Here is an 18,171-nt window from a genome sequence, read left to right on the forward strand (position 1 = left end):
GTTGTAGATATTATAAATGTGATTTGGCTAACGATATTAGATTAGTTTCATTATCGCATCAATGCGTATGGTGTGTTCTTTGACCTGATTGATGGATATCTGCTCGAAACGTCCATAAAACAAACCCAGCATGCAGCTGGGTTTGTAAGAACTTATAGGATTGGACGGCGAATCTGTTAGGCTTCTTGATTTGGGTTATAGTGCAAAATTGCCATCGAAGTTGGAGACAACAGGACTTCTCCTTCCGCATGTCCTGGGTTTAGGTTACGTACGTTGGTATCGCACACCGTCACCCATTCTTGACCACGCTCACTTGGAAGCTTGAAGCGCGCTGGTGCATTGGTTTGGTTGATCAAGTAAACCAACTCTTGCCCTTCTTTACCAATGCCTAAATGCAGCGCTACTGAGCTTAAACGGTTCCAATCGTCATGTTCCATCAAGCTGCCATCAATACGACGCCAGAAGATGCGGTTGTTATTACGATTTTCACCACTAAAAGCACGAATGAATGGCACCATGTATTGATTACGGTTTGCCACCATTTGTGAAATCCATGCTTTGAAATCTTGCTTGCGCTCAGACGTCGCCCAGCTCAACCAGCTAGTCTCGTTATCCTGACAGTAGGCGTTGTTGTTGCCACCTTGCGTATGGGATAGCACATCTGCAGTCAGGATATGAGGAATACCGAACGCGAACAGCAAGCTAGCAATCAGGTTGCGTTTTTGCTTTTCGCGTGTGGCGATGATCATTAGGTTTTCGGTTTCACCTTCAACGCCATAGTTTTCCGAGCGGTTATCACCATGACCGTCACGGTTCTCTTCGCCGTTGGCTTCGTTATGTTTTTGCTTGTAAGACACGAGATCTTGCAAGGTAAAGCCGTCGTGATATGTGATGTAGTTGACTGTGAGTTTGTAAGGCCAGTTCGCTGCGCTGTAGATATCACGAGAGCCCATCAAGCGCGTCGCAAACTCTTTTAGGTAACCTTGATCGCCGCGCCAGAAGCTGCGGGAGATGTCTCGTAGTTTGTCGTTACACTCGTTCCAACCAAATGGGAAGTTACCCACTTGGTAGCCATTAGGACCGATGTCCCAAGGTTCTGCAATCAGCTTTGTCTCGCGAAGAACTGGGTCTTGCGCGACCGCTTTAAAGAATGCCGCTTCAGGGTTGTAATCGTCCCCTTGGCGACCGAGTGTTGCTGCCAAGTCAAAACGGAAACCATCAACTTTAAATTCGCTCACCCAGTAACGCAGCGTATCCATAACGAGGTTAAGTGCTGGCTGATAAGTCAGGTCCACCGTGTTGCCACAACCAGTGAAGTTCGCATAGTGAGGACCATGCTTGATGTAACAGCGAGGATCGAGTGCTTTTAGGTTGAAGATAGTCGGACCTTCACCGCCTTCCGCCGTGTGGTTGTAAACGACATCAAGAATCACTTCGATGCCGTGCTTGTGCAGCTCTCGAATGGTAGTTTTGAGTTCTGTGACGGCATCTTTTTCGGCATAACGAGGATCTGGCACCATGAAAAGGTAAGGGTTGTAACCCCAATAGTTCACCTTATCCATCTTAAGTAAATGCGGCTCGTGCATACACGCAGCAACAGGTAGCAATTGCAACGTATTGATGTTTTGTTGTTTGTAAAACGCCAACATCTCAGGTGACGATAAACCTAGGTAACGTCCTCTGTCATCGCTTGGGACCTCTGGGTGTTGTTGAGTTAACCCTTTTACGTGGGTTTCAAATAACACCATCTCTTCTCTTGGTATGCGAGGGTGATCGGTGTCTTGCCAATCGAAGTGATCCTCGATAACGACACATTTAGGCATATCAAAGCTTTTTGCAGGAGAGAAAGGAGGTTGGTAGTGGAGGGCTTTATCAATCGACTTTGCGTAAGGATCAGAAATCAGCAAAGGTTGTTCTTGATGCGTCACCACAAAGCCATACTTCTGCCCAGATTTAATGTCTGGAATAAAAGTATGACGAATACCTGCATATTCATTTGGTAAGTCGTGCAGTGCATAGCTGCCGTCTTCTGCAAAGAGCGCAAGTTGAATGTCTTTACTGCTTGGCGCATGAATAGCGAAGTTACAACCTTCTTTATTTAGGGTTGCACCAAGTGGGTAGGGGCGAGAGTGAAGTCGTGTCATCAGAGATACTTTTTTTAATATTTATTGCTACCTTTAAGAAACTATAAGTAAAAAACTTTGTCTTACTTAGGTCAACCACCTTAGAACGAAAATTATCACTGTAATTAAATTACTTTCTACGTCCTATTTTTGACGAAAATATGAAATGGCTATCACTTTGTAGCCACTATAAACCGAAGAAACTTACTAATTCCTCCCTAGATTGGTGATCTGACTCGAAAAAACACCATTCGGTAATTTTTCTCATCCTTTCTCATCCCCCCTAAATTAGTTTGGGGTGGAGGACGTCATCCTTGTACGCCTTGGGTAATCTTAAGACTGTTGAAACAAACGGGGACTTGTTCCCATCTTACCTCTCTTTCTTTAGGTGCATTTTTACTGCCTATATTCACCTAAAAGAGTGAGCAGGGAAGACAGAATTATAAATACCCTTAATGGAGTTAAGAATGAAAAAAGTAAGTGTAATTGCTGCTGCTGTTGCTGCAACTTTAGCTGCTGGTTCTGCTTTCGCAGTGGATTTCCACGGTTACATGCGTGCTGGTGTTGGTGTAAATGCTGATGGTGGTCAACAAGTAACATTTGAGAAGAACAAAGTAGGTCGTCTAGGTAACGAAGGCGATGTGTACGGTGAAGTTCAACTAGGTAAAGAAGTTTACAACAACAACGGTAAAACCTTCTACGTTGACTCAATGTTTGCAATGACTTCTAACGGTTCAAACGACTGGGAAGGTACTGCAACAAACTGTGGTCTTGATGGTACTAACGTTAAATGTGTTGATGATGCACAATTTGCTCTACGTCAGTTCAACGTTCAAGCTAAAGGCGTTCTAGACTTCGCTCCAGAAGCAACGCTATGGGCTGGTAAACGCTACTACCAACGTCACGATATCCATATCTCTGACTTCTACTACTGGAACATTTCTGGCGCCGGTGCTGGTATCGAAAACATCGAAGCTGGTCCAGGTAAACTTTCTTTCGCATGGGTACGTAACGACCGTAACGATAACTTCAAGCTAGGTGAAAACAAACCTGGCGATACACCTGATGCAGGTAACGATGGCGGTGCAGCTAACGTTAACACTTTAGATGTTCGTTATGCTGGTCTTCCAGTGTGGAACAATGGTTCTCTAGAAGTAGGTTTAAACTACGCTCTAGTTAATGAAACTGAAGATGCATCAAATGCAGCAAAAGATGCGAAAAATGGCGTCATGTTCACAGCTGAATTGACCCAAGGTCTAGATTCAGGCTTCAACAAAACAGTATTCCAGTACGGTACAGAAGGCTACTCTAAGACAATGGCGTTTTACGGAGACGGTAGCTGGTACGGTGCAGAAGCTCGTGATGGCGCATCTGGTTACCGCCTAATCAACTGGGGTGTAATCAGCATGGGTGACAGCTGGGAAATGGGTCACCAACTAGTATACGGTGTTGGTGAAGATATGTGGGCTGCTGACCACAAATGGGAAACTATGTCTGCTGTAGTTCGTCCAATGTACAAATGGGACGACAACCACAAAACTATTTTCGAAGCGGGTTACGCGATTGATGATAACGATGGTGATGAAAATAAATTCGGTAAGCTAACAGTTGCTCAAGCATGGTCTGCTGGCTCTAGCTTCTGGGCTCGTCCTGAAATCCGTCTATACGCTTCTTACCTAACAGCGGATAAAGCGGACAACTCAAACACATTTGACGGTGGTCGTTCTGACGATACATTCCAGTTCGGTGTACAAGCGGAAGCTTGGTGGTAATCATCTAACCACTAAGTCCTAAATTGTCCTAGAATGATACAGCCAGAATCTATCTGGCTGTATTTATTTCAAAAACAATAACGAGTCGAGGTAGACGGTAATGAAAAAATGGCTTGCTCCCGTGCTGTTGGGAATGTTGGCTACGGGTTGTTCTTCTGTAGAACAAGTAGACATGAGCCCGAAAGGTCAGCAACAAGTGATCACGCAGTCGGGTGATATTCAATGGGTACCAATTGATGTACCTGCGGTTACTGAGTTCGCTTTGACTGATAAAAGCCAAATGCTATTAGATGGTAATAGCGCAGGCGCAATTGCAGCGTTCGCTCTACCGGGTAATCGCGGCAGTCTCGATATTAAACTAGAGACATTCGTAAACAAGAACCTAGAGTTCTATGCACCAAACGTCGTTGTAATGAATGCGGCGGGTGAACCTATTTACCAAGCAGATTTTTCAAAGTTTGAGTACGTGCCAGCAAAACTACTGGATAACGATAAGTTCGTACTTGAAATGAATGTAATTCCAGACATGACAGGTAACGATTTGCATGTGTTGGTTTACACCACTTCCGATGATCTAAAAGGAAGTTCAGAAGTTCTTCACCCTGCAAAAGCCTTCGCACTGGCAAATCACACTCAGCCGCCAGATATTGCAGATCCTCAAGCGAAACACAGCCCACTTGGTCAGTTCCGCTTCTCAGTATCCGCGAACGATATCGTGAATACTAAAATTGTCGCGAAAAACGACAATATCCCACAAGGTACGGATTTAACCAGCTACTACCACAGCTCGATTAAAGCAGCGGTCGCGGCTAATGATATTCCGAAAGCACTAACACTGCTTGATGAAGCGAAAGAATTGGGCATCGAAGGTGCACAAGAAGTATTTGTGAAAGCAGTAAATACAAAATAATTAAAAAAAGGTCAGCGATATGCTGACCTTTTTTATTACTCTATTTGAGTGTTTAAAACTCACCCCTACATATAGTTAGCTTATTCACAAATTTATTTGTTTTACTTTGTTTTTTATATTTAACAGATCAATAATTAAATTGTGTTCCTAACCTTACTCGTCATCGATTAGGAAATAATTAAACCTATCAAAGTAATCTGGCTCAGCAAGATATAGAATAATATTCTTTATCGGTAGTTCGATATTTTGTTCTTTTTAAATATTAAACTTTTACCAACTTGGTGAGTTTTTATTTACTTTGGAATATTAAAAAGGAATTAACGTGAAAATGAACATGATGAAAACATCACTTGCTGCTGCCTTACTTGTTGCTCTTGCTGGCTGTCAATCAACGGCAGAACCAGAAGCGGCGGCTGAGCCTATTGTTAATCTATCTCAAGATGAAGTCGTCGCTTTTATGGCGGCTTGTGATAACCCAGATAGTACGGCGAAAGGTCCAATTTCTAAGCCACTGTTTGTTGTTGGTACGTTTGCTGATTCAGATTGGAAGCATGTACCTCAACGCCAATACACTTATAAAGGTAATAACTTCTACCAAGTTGTGACGCAAGAAAAAGCAGGCTCTTACAAAATGCAGTACGCGACAGAGTTGTGGTTCCCACAATTTACTGCGAAAGGCAATCGAATGAACGTGGGTGAATTAACACCACTGACTTTCGGTGGCTACGGAACGGATACAGCGGTTGAAATTAAAGAAGATGGTAAATATGTTTGGAGTCTTCAATTTGAAGGCGAAGGCAAACCACTTCATGTAATGGTTAATAAGTGCCAATAATATTCCATTTCGTTATTTAGATTTGCTTTTTTTATTAACCCCTACATGGAGAACGTGTCGGGGTTAATTTTATTTGGGAGAGTTTAATGCACAATATCCGATATAATAAACTGCTTGGTAAATCGCTTATTGCGTTGAGTGTTGTTGGTGTTTTATCGGCATGTAATTCCTCTGGCGGCAGTGATAGTGGCAGTACACCACTTCCAGATTCGAGTTATACCTGCCAAGCGAATGTGATGGAGCAGAATAATCAGCTTCGCACGTATCAGATCATGGTTGAGAGCTTTGTCGATGGTGATTCAAACATAGGTCATGGGACCGGATATGGTACCAGTCATCACAATGGCGACTTACAAGGCATCATTGATTCCCTGGATTATATCCAAGACTTAGGCATGAATGCGATTTGGTTGACGCCAGTTTTTGAGTCTCAAGCGATTGCGGGACAAGATCACTGGGCAGATCGCTTGGATGCAACGGGTTATTTTGCTACGGATTATTTTAAGATTGATCCTCGCTTTGGCGATTTAGAAACAGCAAGAACCTTAGTTAATGAGGCACACAAGCGTGGTTTGTATGTCTTTTTTGATGGCGTATTCGGTCACCACAAAGATGGATTGATCAAACCTTCTCCGTCTGGCTTGCTGCCTACTGGTGGTAGTAATCCTGTTGATTATCCTACCAGCTTAGACTTCTACAAAGAAGTGGCGACCTATTGGGTGAAAGAGCTGAAGATCGACGGCTGGCGTTTGGATCAGGCGTATCAAGTACCAACGGATGCATGGACACAGATCCGCAAAGCCGTCGATGATGCTTCGCAAAGTGTGACTTATACAAATGCTGATGGCAAAGACGTTAACCCTCTTGGCTATATGGTTGCAGAGATTTGGAAGGGCGAATCTGATATCGCAAGTGAAGCGTATGGGTCTGCGGATGATCCCGCGTTGTGCTCGGCGTTCGACTTCCCAATGCGTTACCGCATCGTAGAAACGTTAGCGGTAAATGAAAGTGGCGTGGGTGGGCGAGGTGTTGATTGGTTGGATAATGGCTACCAAACGCACAATCAGTATCCATCCCATGCGCAGCCAAACTTAATGATTGGCAACCACGATTTAGTTCGTTTTGGTGACTTACTTCAACGCGGCGGTATGGCTGATATTAATGACGCCGAGTATTGGCAACGTCATAAGGCTGCGTTTGCTTTCCAAGCGGCTTATACCGGACCAATTACGCTCTACTACGGCGACGAAATTGGCGATCAAGTTGATGGGTTTGCTGCGAAAGAAGACAATAACACCTGCGCCGTGCGAGGCGTGTGCGATGACCATGTCGCCCGCAGCAGCGCTAAGATTGAGGGTGTGACAGCAACCTTGGATGCAAATCAAGTTGACCTAAAAAATTACGTTAAGTCTTTGATGGCGATGCGTGCAGCTCATCCTGCCCTGTATCAAGGTTCTCGCGTTAACTTAGCGGCGAGCAATGGTAGTTATGTCGATCTGAAAAAGTCTGGCAGTGATCAGGTGTTGTTTGCGCTTAATACATTAGAAAGCGCTCGAAACGTTATTTTGACCGAGGCGCAAGTGGGTAGCTCTCAAGCGCTGGTGGACTTGCTAACGAACCAAACAATCACACCAAGTAATGGGCAATACCAGATCCCAATGTCCGCACTACAAGGGCGATTCTTTAAAGTAACGTCGAGTGTGCAATAGCATCTAAGGCTACTTGCTCATTAGTATTTTATTTCTATCCAAAGCCAAGTGCAGTCTTCTACCCCCATAGAGACTCACTTGGCTTTTTTTGTAGGTTTTAGAAATCATATACCCAGCTAATTCCAAGATGCTTGACTCAGCGAGAGTGATTTAGTTTGTAGACGTGGCGGCGATTTAAAGGTTTAGTTCTTCTAAATCAAGAGCCGACAGTAAAGTCTACAGGACAAGGTCTTACTGTTTGCAAAGAGTACCCTTCGGGGAAACAGGAAATCCATGACAACGCTCTGAATCCTGTATCTTGAAGTTAATTGGGTATGACAAGTTCTGTTGTTTCGATTCCTATCTCTATCTCTATCTCTATCTCTATCTCTATCTCTATACGCATGTTCTATCTTACTGTTTTATATCGAACAAACGATGCTATCCAAATCGAGAAACAGTACGCAATTTGTGAGATGCTCAGCACGATAATGAGAATATTCACATTCGTGCAACGTAAAATTGTGAGTTAACGCTTATTTATATGTGATCATTATGTTTATCTTTTCTTGGATTTATATAACCAATGGAAAATTATAATGAAATCCATAGCGAAACCCCTCTTTATCCTACCTTTGCTTTGCTCTCCATTCGCCTACAGTGACGTCATCAACGGTGACTTCGAACAGTGGAATGGCAATTCGCCAACACAATGGGCTGTGATTGACTCTGGTATTGCGGTATCTCCTACTAGTAACCAAGTGCAGTCCGGTGGTTTAGCGGCGCAAGTAGTCGTGAATACGGGTACCCAAAGCAACACGGACTTTCTGCAAACCATTAATGTGGAGCAAGGGAAAACCTATCCATTTGCAGTGTCTGTTTATCACACTGAAGGCAATGTTAAAGCGCGTCTGATTGTTGATGGGTACCATGGTTATTCAAACCCTAAGCAAACCAATCAATGGCAACAGCTCACACACAGTTATACCGCATCATCAAATAAAACCATTAACGTTGGTCTGAGATTCTATGATGAATCGGGCTTTGATGGCTCTGAAGTAGTGTATGTCGATAACTTCCTACCTAACCAAAGCGGTGGAGGTACTCAGCCTCCGGTTGAAAGCTGTAATGATAATGAAATCCAACTGACTTTGACGACTGATAGTTACGGCTCAGAAACCAGTTGGGAACTGAAGGACAGTCAATCAAAAGTACTCTTCTCTGGTCAAAGCTTCGACTCTTCTAAAACCTATGAAAAGACCATGTGCTTAACCGATGGTGACTATCAATTTACCATCAATGATAGCTACGGTGACGGCATTTGTTGCAGCAGCGGTAACGGCTCGTACGCTTTGATGCTTGGTCAAAAAACGCTTGCTTCAGGTGGTGAATTTACTAAAACGCAAACCACCAGTTTCACGCTTGGTGAAACAACTACACCACCGGTCGTCGGGGAATATTACAAAGCGGCGGAAGGCAAAACAGGTTTTGCATTGAAAACGGCGTTGTTCAATATCATCAATAATCACACTGGTCGTGGCTACTCTGCGATTTGGACATTGGTGAAAGATGCCGATCTGGACAACTACTATGAAAAAGACGGCACAATCCTAGACATGTACTCAGAAAAACCATTGGGTAATGATGCTGTCAGCTTTACCAAAGTGACAGATCAGTGTGGTCAATACAAAGCTGAAGGGGATTGCTATAACCGCGAACACTCATTCCCGAAAAGCTGGTTTGGTGGCAAAGTTGAACCAATGAACTCAGACGGTCACCATTTGTTTGCGACCGATGGTTATGTGAATGCTAAGCGTAGCAACTGGCCATTTGGCGAGGTGGGTAGCAGCACTTATGTTTCTAATAATGGCTCAAAATTAGGTTCAGCCAGCGCATCTTTGGGCTACTCAGGCACAGTATTTGAGCCAATTGATGAGTTTAAAGGTGACTTCGCTCGTGCTTACTTCTACATGGCAACACGATACGAAAACGTGATTGGTAATTGGGAAAAGAACTCAAGCAGTTCAGACGCTGTACTAAATGGCACAAGCACGACGGTATTTGAACCATGGATGCTTAACATGCTTAAGCGTTGGCACAAAAACGATCCGGTGAGCGCGAAAGAAATCAATCGTAACCAACAGGTATTTGATTTCCAGGGTAACCGTAACCCGTACATCGATCATCCGGAATTTGTCGAAATGGTTTGGGGTAACTAATCTCGTCAACAGACCCTAATAAAGCCGTCCACTTGGGCGGCTTTGTTTTTATTGTGCAAACTTTGCGATGAGCTTGGCGAGGGTTTCCATAGCTGGCTGCCAGTTTTTTTCAGCTCCGAAGTTCGCCACACTGAGGCGGATACAGTTTTGGTACTGCCCCTGCGTGCCAAATACAGAGCCGGGTAGAATACTGATCTTGTGTTCATTACAGGCTTGATAGAGCGCGTAGCTGTCAGTTTTTGGTGGTAAGCGTAACCAAAGTAAGAATGAGCCTTGTACTGCATTGATTTGATAATTATTTTTTAATTCAAAGTGCACGTCTAAACATTGATTTAGCATTTGTAAATATCGACGGACGTTTGCTTGGTACACGCGACACATTCGCGCCGTATGCGTGCGATATTTCCCCGACGTCAAAAAGGTCGCTACCGCTGATTGCATCAAGTTCAAGCTGCCCATGTTTTCACACAATAAATACTGCTCGACCTGAGCGCGATAACGCCCTGCCAGCATCCAACCAATGCGAAGCCGTGAATCGAGCGTTTTCGATAAAGAATTCACATAGATCACTCGTTGTTTTTCATCCAACTTTCGTAGGCTTGGCAAAGTCTTATCGAAGCTCAACGCACCAAATACATCATCTTCAATGATGGGAACGTCTCCAGAGACCGCGAGTAGCTGCTTTCGTCTTTCAAGTGGCATCAGAGAGCCGGTTGGATTGGTAAAGTTCGGTGTGACGACAATGACTTTGATCTCCCATGTTGCCATTGCTTTTTCTAGTGCGTCTGGGTCCATACCATCTCGGGGGCAGCTTGGGATCTCAACCACTTGTAAACCAAGCGATTCAAGCATTAATAAGTTACCGAAATAGCACGGTGATTCGACAGCGACAATATCTCCGGTTTGTGTTGTTGCTCTTAATGCAAGGCTGATTGCTTGTTGGGCACCATGGGTTACCAGAAGATCGTCAACATTCGCAGGGGTTCCCAGATCTTGAGTGATCTTAGCCAACTGTTTGATCAACAAATCATCGCCTGGTGGCAATTGATAATGGCTGGATATATGGCTTTGCTGGCGACTATGGCGACCAATTTCGGCATACAGACTTTTGATTGCTGGGGCATCAATATTTGGGTGTGCAGAACCAGTCGGAAGCCGCTCTTGATACTCAGGGTAAGTGAGGATTTGCTTACACACGGAAAGTAAATCCACACGCGTAGGCTTGGCGATCTTGGCTTCACTTTGTTCCGTGGGTTTTACGCGATAACCGGATTTGGGCACAGAATAAACCATGCTTTGCGCTTCCAGCTCTTGGTAGGCACGGATCACCGTGTTTTTACTTACTTTAAGCTCGGTGCTTAATAGACGGATGGAAGGTAACTTATCGTCCGGTTGATAGACCCCATTATTGATCGCTTGTTTGAGGTGATGCTCGACGATCAAGTACTTATTCGCATCAAGCGTACTGATTAAATCTGTACCCATAAAAACACTTCCATCTGTCACTTTTTGAAAACACTGTACCTAACTACATTAGCAACATTCGAGATTGAAAAACATTCAAAATTTAAAAACAGGTAGAGTGAGGGCGCATCATGTTAATCAGAGCCATTCCTTTTGTATTCGTTATCCTTTGGGCTTCTGGGTTTGTCGGCGCGCGCTTTGGTTTGCAATACGCTGAACCAGCAACCTTATTGTCGATTCGCATGGCGTTTAATGTTTTGCTGTTCCTAGTGATAGTGGTCTTGCTGGGTCGTAGTATTCCAACGGGCAAGGACTTTTGGCACAGTTGTGTGGTTGGTGTATTGATTCACGGTTTTTATTTAGGTGGGACGTACTTTGCTATTAGTTTGGGTATGCCAGCAGGACTAAGCTCGTTATTGGTAGGTATACAGCCCATTTTAACTGCCGTGCTGCTGGTAGTGTTCGCTTCTGAGCAATTTAAGCCATCACAATGGATTGGTTTGTCATTGGGCTTTGTCGGCATTGCGATGGTGCTGATGGGTAAGATGGAATGGCAGTCGGATTTGCACAAAACTTTAGCGATTGTTGTGTGTTTGTCATCTCTGTTTGGTATTACCGTCGGCACGTTGTATCAAAAGAAATACTGTCAACAAGTGGACATGGTGGGAGGCGCAACGGTGCAATATTTGGCGGCATTGGTGATGTTTCTACCTGTTGCAATGCAGTTTGAAACCATGCAGGTGCAATGGACAGCGGAGTTTATTTTCACCTTGATTTGGTTAGTGGTTGTTCTGTCTTGCGTAGCAATTTTATTGTTGCTGTACATGGTCAAGAATGGTGCGGCATCAAGCGTTGCTTCTGTGTTTTACCTTGTGCCTCCAACCACGGCGCTTCAAGCTTGGTTTGCGTTCGGTGAGTCATTTGATTGGATGGGTATTATTGGCTTTGTGTTGGCAGCGACCGCAGTATATTTGGTGGCGAAAAAGCCTGAATTTCCAACGCTTAAATCAAAGTTTGCAAAGCAAAAACGTAAAATATACCTAAATTAGGTAGGGACATTTGCGTGCCAGAGAGTACAATCCGGCTCTCAATATTGTGTGGAGCCGGGTAATGACCGTCAAGCCAGATCGAATGACCGCAATGCGCGATATCATTGCACAAGTAAAAGCTGAACTGCCGATTTATGAACCAGAGACGTTTGTTTGTGGTCCTGAAGGACAATGCATTGGTTGTCCTAAAAAACTGTTGGAGATGGTCGATTCAGAATTGAGTTATTGGGAATCGGCGATGGAACGCGGTATCACTCCTCAATTTGATGAAATTCGTCGCTTTGGCAAAATGTGCACCAGCGTGCGTCGAGGTCTAGTACGTAATAACGTCCCTTTGTTGAACGCTTAATCAACACTTTTTCGACATCCCCTTCGTTACCTTGTCTTCATTGATTTAGCAAATGAAGACAAGGGGCACCCATGCGTAAATTCTTTTTCTCTGTTGTTTTCTTATTGCTTGTATCCAGCTCTGGATTTGCAGGCTATAAATGGTTTACCGATAACCAATACGGCGAAGCGGACCTAGTCGCAGGAAAGCAGCGTTTTGAGTCTTATTGTGTCTCTTGTCATGGTGATAAAGGGCATGGAGATGGTCTTGTTGCCAGAGCCATGGACATTAAACCCGATAATATATCTGCCGAGCTCTTAAACCCGTTTGGGACGAAAGTGGAGCTGATTGGTTCTGTCTTGGAAGGTGGTAATGGGCAGGGCGGTGCAATGCCACCATTCAAAACTGTGCTGAGTGAAAACGAAGTCAATGACATATTTGAATACATCAAAAGTATTAACTAAATAAGATTCTTATTTTAGAAACAAATACTTAACCTGATCGTTTGTGCCGTAGTAGTTTGAATTTAGTCGAGTTTTTTAGCTAATTGCTGAGTATGTTTCAGCACAACTTAGCGGCTGGTCTCAAGTTCTTAATTGGTTCGGTTTTTCTCTCAGTTAGTGCGTTTCTCTGCGTAATTTCAGCGATATATTGGCTCGGTTCTCACATGGAAGTGGGAGCGACGACCTTTACCCTCAGCCATTTCGCTGAATCAAGCATCAAGAGGCTACTTGGGTAACTATCATTTGTCTGTATGCCGAGAGATAAGAAGTGAAAGCAAAAGGATTTACGTTGATGGAAATCACCATTGTGCTCGCAACATTGGGATCCATTGCTCTCGCAGCTTTACCTGTCTTGCTCGATATCCACCGCCAAGCATACGCGTCTATGCTGCACAGTTCACAGTCCTCTCTGGGGACATCTCTTAAGTTTTTTCATGCCAAAGTTGTTATTGATGATGCACAGGATAGTCAACAAATCACTTATGTTGACCATCAAGTGAAGATGCTCAGTGGCATGCCGGAAGCAAGTGCGAACAGTATCCGTGCTTTATTGGAAATAGGATTACCCGCCAAGGGCAATTCACCCATCGATAAGCCGTGCCATGGCAGCGATTTTTGTATTATGGGCAATCAATTTCCTAACAGTGCACACTTTGTTGAGATCCCAAAATACCAATTTATTGATCACTCTGGTCTAGATCGTGTGGTGTACATCTGGCCGCAGGGCTATACCTTGGAAAGTGAGGCGTGTTATTTCTATTACGTTAATCAAGCATCAAATCGCTCAGTGGTAAGAGGGCATGTTACTGAAGGGTGTTAGGTACGGGCAAACTTGGCGTTCACCTAAAAACACAAAGCCCCAAGTTCAGAACTTAGGGCTTTGTTTATTCTTGGTTGGAAAACTCAGCGAAGCGCTAAATCTCTGCGACCAACTTTTTTAGTAGGCGTAACATCTCTTTCTGTTCAGCCGGCTCTAACGGGCTCATTAGTGCTTTATTGACGTTCAACGGAATTGGCAGCAAGGTTTCTTTGAGGTTTCGCCCTTCTTCCGTGAGGTAAATTCGGAATGATCGGCGGCTATTTGGATCAGGGTGGCGTTCCACTAAACCAAGCTTCTCAAGCTTGTCCAAAGTGCGAGTCGTGGTTGAGTTTTCTACCTTAGATTTCGCCGCAATATCGCGCTGTGTTACGCCCTCTTCTTCCCATAAACACATCATGGTTGGCCAAAGCGCTACTGTGAGACCATGCTTCTTGAGTTCGATCTCAAATCGCTTTGCCGCATCGTGTGCAACCACGTTGATCATCCAACCAAAACTGTCTTGTCTATCAAACTGTTCGCTCATTTTCTTTCTCTTATGATAAAGCAACGATTGTCATGGTAACCAATGTTGCGGCAACTAGCACCCCCAACGCACGGCTTTGCGGTGCGAGATAGACAATTTTTTGCTCAGCAACAGAGGTTTCTTTGATTGTTTTGGTCTGTTTACCAGTGATCATGGCTTTCACCAATGGTTTGCCTTTTAATTTATAAAGAAGGATCGCGCCAATATGTAAAGCGATCAATATTGGTAAAAGATCGACCAAGGTTAAATGTAGCCACTCCATGCCAGCGAATACGTCATCGTTAAGCCAAACTTCCGAATAAGGCCATGTGTCGAATACGCCACCAAGAGCCATTCCAGAAATACATTGAAGCAAGAGTGCTGTCAGCATGGTTACTACCATCCAGCCGCCAGCAGGGTTGTGACCAGCAGTGGCTGCCGATTTTCCCTTTAAATAAGAAATGACGTCTTCAGGGGAGCGGAGAAATTGACGAAATAGGTTAGTCTCACTGCCGATGAATCCCCATACCATTCGCCATACTAGCAGTGTGAATAATGCCAATCCAAGTTGGATATGAGGACCGTTACCAGACAGCCCAGATGTCATCAATGCTATAAAAAGTAAAACTTGACTCCAGTGGTAGAGCCTTGTTGCTAAGTCCCAAATCTTCATCATTTACCTCCATCGTTTTGTTGTGTGATGATCTTCTTTACGGTAATTTACACAACAATAGTTGCGTGCGCAATGATTGTTGTGTAAATTTAAATCCAACAACCCAACAATGAAGAACGATTAGGAGAAAGACATGAAAAAGACACTGGCACTGATTGCACTTTTACCGACCATTTTTGTACCAACAACGCTTTTTGCTCAAGACTTCAGCTCTCAAATCGACATGCGCCAGAATGCGTTTGAGCAAATTGAATCTCTATCGAAGCAAGCGGACAAGACTCTGAATGGCAGTAATACCGATTGGCAAGCTTTAGCGCAGATCGGCAATGAACTCTCTCGTCATAGCGAACATTTGCTACAAGCGTTTCCGCAAGGTAGCCAAGCTGATAGCAAAGCGAAGAAAGAAGTGTGGAGCAAGCCAGAGAACTTCAATCGTTTGATGGTGCAAATGGATGAAGGGTTCGTTCAACTGTATCAAGCAGCGCAAGATCAACAAGTTTCAGCAGCCGAGGCTGGACTCAAACAAGCCCAGAGTACTTGTCGTAGTTGCCATCGCGCATATCGTAGCCGCTGGTAATAGAGTCAACCACATTGAATTTAACTTGAAGCAGATAAGAAAATCGTAAAATGAAAGGTAACCTTATGAACAGAATCATCCTATTGAGCACACTTGCTGTTGCGTCTTTCTCAAGTTTTGCTGCTGATTATGGCGTTGAACTAGCCTGGAATACTAACGATGTAGAGCAGGTTTTACAGACATTACCAAAACAGAAAGCCGCATTTAATCAACTTATCGAGCAAGGTGATGTGAAAGACATGTTCGTTTTACCAAGCAGTATTGATGGTAAAGTGGTACAAATTCTGCGTTTTGTTTTATCAGCAGAAAACGAAGCGGAAGTACAAGCAAAACTGCAAGACTTACCCATGTACCAACAAGATTTGGTGAAGATCGCGAGTATCCAACCTTTGGGTGCTAAATGGTTAGATAACACGCCTGAGAGTGATAACTACAGTGTGACATTGCGCTGGAAAGAGGGGGTTGAGGCTTTAGAAATGGACCGCGTATTGGGTGTCGATTTACAGCGTGTTATCAATCTGAACAACTCTGGTTTAATCACTTCGTCTTATATCAATACCCAAGTACTCGACAATGGCATTGAGCGTCCAATCTATTCAGTCGCTGTGTTAGCCAAGGATGCGCAGCAGGCACAAAACCTAATGTACTCTTTTGAAGCGGTTCAGCTTGGCTATGCGACATTTGAAATTGAATACTTGGGTAAAAAGTTAGATATGAAAAGTTAACCGAAAGTCTCTTTATTCAAAGCTCAAGATACAGGCGTAGCATGTCTTTATGTTGAATGCCGTTTTCCCAAATTGGTTCTGGGTAGTGGAGTAAGAAATGATTTTTGTCCACGCTCTCTACCCTAAAACCTAATCGCTGATAATACGTCAGTTGATAACCAAAGGTACCCGTTCCCAATATCAGTTTTTGAAATGATTGACTTTTCATGGCTTCAATTGCAAAACGCAATAGATTTGAACCAATGCCGCGTTGTTGATGTATTGGCGCGACTGAAACGTTCATGATTTCAGCTTGTGTTTTCGAATGAGGTAATATCACACATGCACCAACAATTTGATTGTCTTCAATAGCGGCAAAGCCAATGGATGTATCAAGATATCGCTCAATGTTATCTTGATTAGGGTCTGCCTCTAGCAGCAAAGTCATTGGAATTTGGTTTGGTGGTAAAGGTTTAAATTCAATCATCACAATTACGTGTTAAGTCGTTGGGCGAGCGAGTATATCGAAAGGTCGGCTTTGCACCCAAGTAGCCTTGGATTCTTAGCTTATCAAGAATGGCTTTTGCTGCTAGCGTTCATTTCGTCTTGCTTTAACACCATTTTTTGACTCATCAGATATTTGCCATTGGGTAGTAACACTTCTCCTAGCTCACCACCATGTTCGAAGCCAAATTGTTCATACAAAGCAATCGCTGCTTGGTTGGTCTTATAAACATTGAGAACAATGGTATCATAACCATACTTCCAACCACTTTGAATGGCGGTTGCTAGAAGTTTTGTTCCTAGTCCTTGGTTGCGATAATGACGATCAATGTGAATGCCAAGAATACCAGTTTTCGCAAACTCTCCACCTTCATAACCGCACATTTCGGCAGGGAAGATCTCAATACTTCCCACTAATTGCCTCCCATCAAAGGCGACAAACTGAGGGATGGATTCTTTTTCTACTCGGGTGATCACATCACTCAACATTGTTCGGTCAGGCGCAGGAGATCGTAAATACTCGCCTTCTTCATATACACGGTTCCAGAGCGCAATAAAATGGTCGATATCGTTGAGAGTAATCGGTCTGATCTGCATTCATCTTCCTTGATTAGTGCATTAAGTGTAGTTGGTTAAACGAGAGTTCCAGTAAAGCCTTGTTGGTTAGCCTAGTATCAGCTCCGATAAACAATGCACTTGAGACGGAATAGGCTTACTTGGAACAGGAAGGTTTTTAGGATTGAACCAAATGACGTTTAGCCCTGCATCCATTGCGGGATAAATGTCTTTTTCTGGTAAGTCTCCCACCATAGTGAGCTGGCTGGGTACTACGTTTAATTGCTCAGCGACCGCGAGATAGAAGCTAGGTTGATTTTTCGCAATACCAAGATTGGCAAAACAAAAGTAACCACTGATGTATTGGTCCAGTCCGACTCGCTGAAATGCCTTTTGCACGTCCTCCATTGCGGAGTCTGATGCACTGGTAGCGATATAAACGCTATGCTGCTGTGACAGTTTTTCTAGCGTTTCTCTGGCGAGAGGCATGGTCTCGACGTGTTCCCAATCGCACATTTTTCCTTGTGCGTGAGGGAAATCTACCATTAAGGTGTTCCCCCAATCGAAAAGATAAATCATGTTCGAATCTCCATTATACCCAAGTAACCTCGAGATGCTTGGTTCAGCGAGAATGACTCGGTTTGTAGACGCGTAGGCGATTTAAAGATCTAGTCACTCTAAATCAAGAATCGGCAACAAAGTATACAAGCCAAGGCCCTTACTATTTGTAACCTTACTATTTGTAAAGAGTGCCCTTCGGGAGCGTGTCATTGACTCGCTTTTTTAATTAAACCAATGGCTGCGTCAAACAACTTGAAAATAGCTGGCTATTACACTGCGTTATTTTCCTTGCTCTCGAATCAATGACAACGCTCTGAATCCCGCATCTTGAAGTCACTTGGGTATATCCGTACATCATATCGTCTTTTCAAAAAGGGGAGGAAG

18 protein-coding genes are annotated in these 18,171 nt (G+C 43.8%); 11 read left to right on the plus strand and 7 right to left on the minus strand.

The annotated features are described in order from the left end of the window. Positions 1-176: 176 nt before the first annotated feature. Positions 177-2,144, minus strand: coding sequence for a glycogen debranching protein GlgX (gene glgX / locus NL647_RS10070; protein ID WP_029788720.1), 1,968 nt, complete (start codon positions 2,142-2,144; stop codon positions 177-179). A gap of 446 nt (positions 2,145-2,590) precedes the next feature. Here glgX and NL647_RS10075 point away from each other — a divergent pair, with 446 nt between their 5' ends. The 5 genes from NL647_RS10075 (at position 2,591) to NL647_RS10095 (ending at position 9,547) form a co-directional block, all read left to right on the plus strand. Further along, a complete protein-coding gene (locus NL647_RS10075; protein ID WP_154202144.1) occupies positions 2,591-3,895 on the plus strand; it encodes a maltoporin in 1,305 nt (434 codons plus the stop codon). A gap of 100 nt (positions 3,896-3,995) precedes the next feature. Continuing rightward, complete coding sequence (locus tag NL647_RS10080; RefSeq protein ID WP_005449574.1) at positions 3,996-4,805, plus strand: MalM family protein; 810 nt, start codon at positions 3,996-3,998, stop codon at positions 4,803-4,805. 328 nt (positions 4,806-5,133) lie between these two features. Continuing rightward, complete coding sequence (locus NL647_RS10085; RefSeq protein WP_110415992.1) at positions 5,134-5,640, plus strand: glycosidase; 507 nt, start codon at positions 5,134-5,136, stop codon at positions 5,638-5,640. A gap of 86 nt (positions 5,641-5,726) precedes the next feature. Next, the gene (locus NL647_RS10090) at positions 5,727-7,349 is read left to right on the plus strand and encodes an alpha-amylase family glycosyl hydrolase (RefSeq protein WP_253650089.1); all 1,623 of its coding nucleotides are present in this window, start codon (positions 5,727-5,729) and stop codon (positions 7,347-7,349) included. A 578-nt stretch (positions 7,350-7,927) separates the two neighbouring features. Then, entirely contained in the window at positions 7,928-9,547 is a 1,620-nt protein-coding gene (locus NL647_RS10095) for an endonuclease (RefSeq protein ID WP_253650090.1), read from the plus strand. 48 nt (positions 9,548-9,595) lie between these two features. On the opposite strand, the gene NL647_RS10100 is transcribed toward NL647_RS10095, so the two are convergent. Then, complete coding sequence (locus tag NL647_RS10100) at positions 9,596-11,032, minus strand: PLP-dependent aminotransferase family protein (RefSeq protein ID WP_253650091.1); 1,437 nt, start codon at positions 11,030-11,032, stop codon at positions 9,596-9,598. A gap of 110 nt (positions 11,033-11,142) precedes the next feature. Here NL647_RS10100 and NL647_RS10105 point away from each other — a divergent pair, with 110 nt between their 5' ends. The 4 genes from NL647_RS10105 (at position 11,143) to NL647_RS10120 (ending at position 13,711) form a co-directional block, all read left to right on the plus strand. After that, positions 11,143-12,060, plus strand: coding sequence for a DMT family transporter (locus tag NL647_RS10105; RefSeq protein ID WP_253650092.1), 918 nt, complete (start codon positions 11,143-11,145; stop codon positions 12,058-12,060). Between the two features lie 61 nt (positions 12,061-12,121). Next, positions 12,122-12,409, plus strand: a complete 288-nt coding sequence (locus NL647_RS10110) for a hypothetical protein (RefSeq protein ID WP_005449568.1) — start codon at positions 12,122-12,124, stop codon at positions 12,407-12,409. Between the two features lie 71 nt (positions 12,410-12,480). Next, positions 12,481-12,852: a cytochrome c gene (locus NL647_RS10115; RefSeq protein WP_253650093.1), complete on the plus strand. Its 372-nt coding sequence runs from the start codon at positions 12,481-12,483 to the stop codon at positions 12,850-12,852. A 331-nt stretch (positions 12,853-13,183) separates the two neighbouring features. After that, positions 13,184-13,711 carry a hypothetical protein gene (locus NL647_RS10120; RefSeq protein ID WP_005449560.1) on the plus strand — a complete coding sequence of 176 codons (528 nt, stop codon included), beginning with the start codon at positions 13,184-13,186 and terminating at the stop codon, positions 13,709-13,711. A 94-nt stretch (positions 13,712-13,805) separates the two neighbouring features. On the opposite strand, the gene NL647_RS10125 is transcribed toward NL647_RS10120, so the two are convergent. Both NL647_RS10125 and NL647_RS10130 read right to left on the minus strand, forming a co-directional pair. Beyond that, a complete protein-coding gene (locus NL647_RS10125; RefSeq protein ID WP_009695880.1) occupies positions 13,806-14,234 on the minus strand; it encodes a MarR family winged helix-turn-helix transcriptional regulator in 429 nt (142 codons plus the stop codon). A gap of 10 nt (positions 14,235-14,244) precedes the next feature. Then, on the minus strand, positions 14,245-14,886 hold the full coding sequence (locus NL647_RS10130) for a cytochrome b/b6 domain-containing protein (protein ID WP_005449551.1): 642 nt from the start codon (positions 14,884-14,886) through the stop codon (positions 14,245-14,247). 133 nt (positions 14,887-15,019) lie between these two features. Between NL647_RS10130 and NL647_RS10135 the strand changes: the two genes are divergently transcribed. Together NL647_RS10135 and NL647_RS10140 are read left to right on the plus strand one after the other, a co-directional pair. Beyond that, on the plus strand, positions 15,020-15,463 hold the full coding sequence (locus NL647_RS10135; RefSeq protein ID WP_005449549.1) for a cytochrome c: 444 nt from the start codon (positions 15,020-15,022) through the stop codon (positions 15,461-15,463). A 65-nt stretch (positions 15,464-15,528) separates the two neighbouring features. Next, positions 15,529-16,188, plus strand: a complete 660-nt coding sequence (locus tag NL647_RS10140) for a hypothetical protein (RefSeq protein ID WP_029788729.1) — start codon at positions 15,529-15,531, stop codon at positions 16,186-16,188. A 16-nt stretch (positions 16,189-16,204) separates the two neighbouring features. On the opposite strand, the gene NL647_RS10145 is transcribed toward NL647_RS10140, so the two are convergent. The 3 genes from NL647_RS10145 to NL647_RS10155 all read right to left on the minus strand — a co-directional run bounded on the left by NL647_RS10145 (position 16,205) and on the right by NL647_RS10155 (position 17,805). After that, positions 16,205-16,654 (minus strand): GNAT family N-acetyltransferase, encoded by a 450-nt coding sequence (locus tag NL647_RS10145; protein ID WP_017818231.1) that lies wholly within the window; start codon positions 16,652-16,654, stop codon positions 16,205-16,207. An 83-nt stretch (positions 16,655-16,737) separates the two neighbouring features. Continuing rightward, entirely contained in the window at positions 16,738-17,268 is a 531-nt protein-coding gene (locus NL647_RS10150) for a GNAT family N-acetyltransferase (protein WP_005449536.1), read from the minus strand. Between the two features lie 66 nt (positions 17,269-17,334). Further along, positions 17,335-17,805 carry an HAD family hydrolase gene (locus NL647_RS10155; RefSeq protein WP_009695874.1) on the minus strand — a complete coding sequence of 157 codons (471 nt, stop codon included), beginning with the start codon at positions 17,803-17,805 and terminating at the stop codon, positions 17,335-17,337. Between the last annotated feature and the right edge of the window lie 366 nt (positions 17,806-18,171).

The sequence above is a fragment of the Vibrio sp. Y29_XK_CS5 genome (genome assembly GCF_024181835.1).
In the GTDB taxonomy this organism is placed as follows: Bacteria; Pseudomonadota; Gammaproteobacteria; order Enterobacterales; family Vibrionaceae; genus Vibrio; species Vibrio harveyi.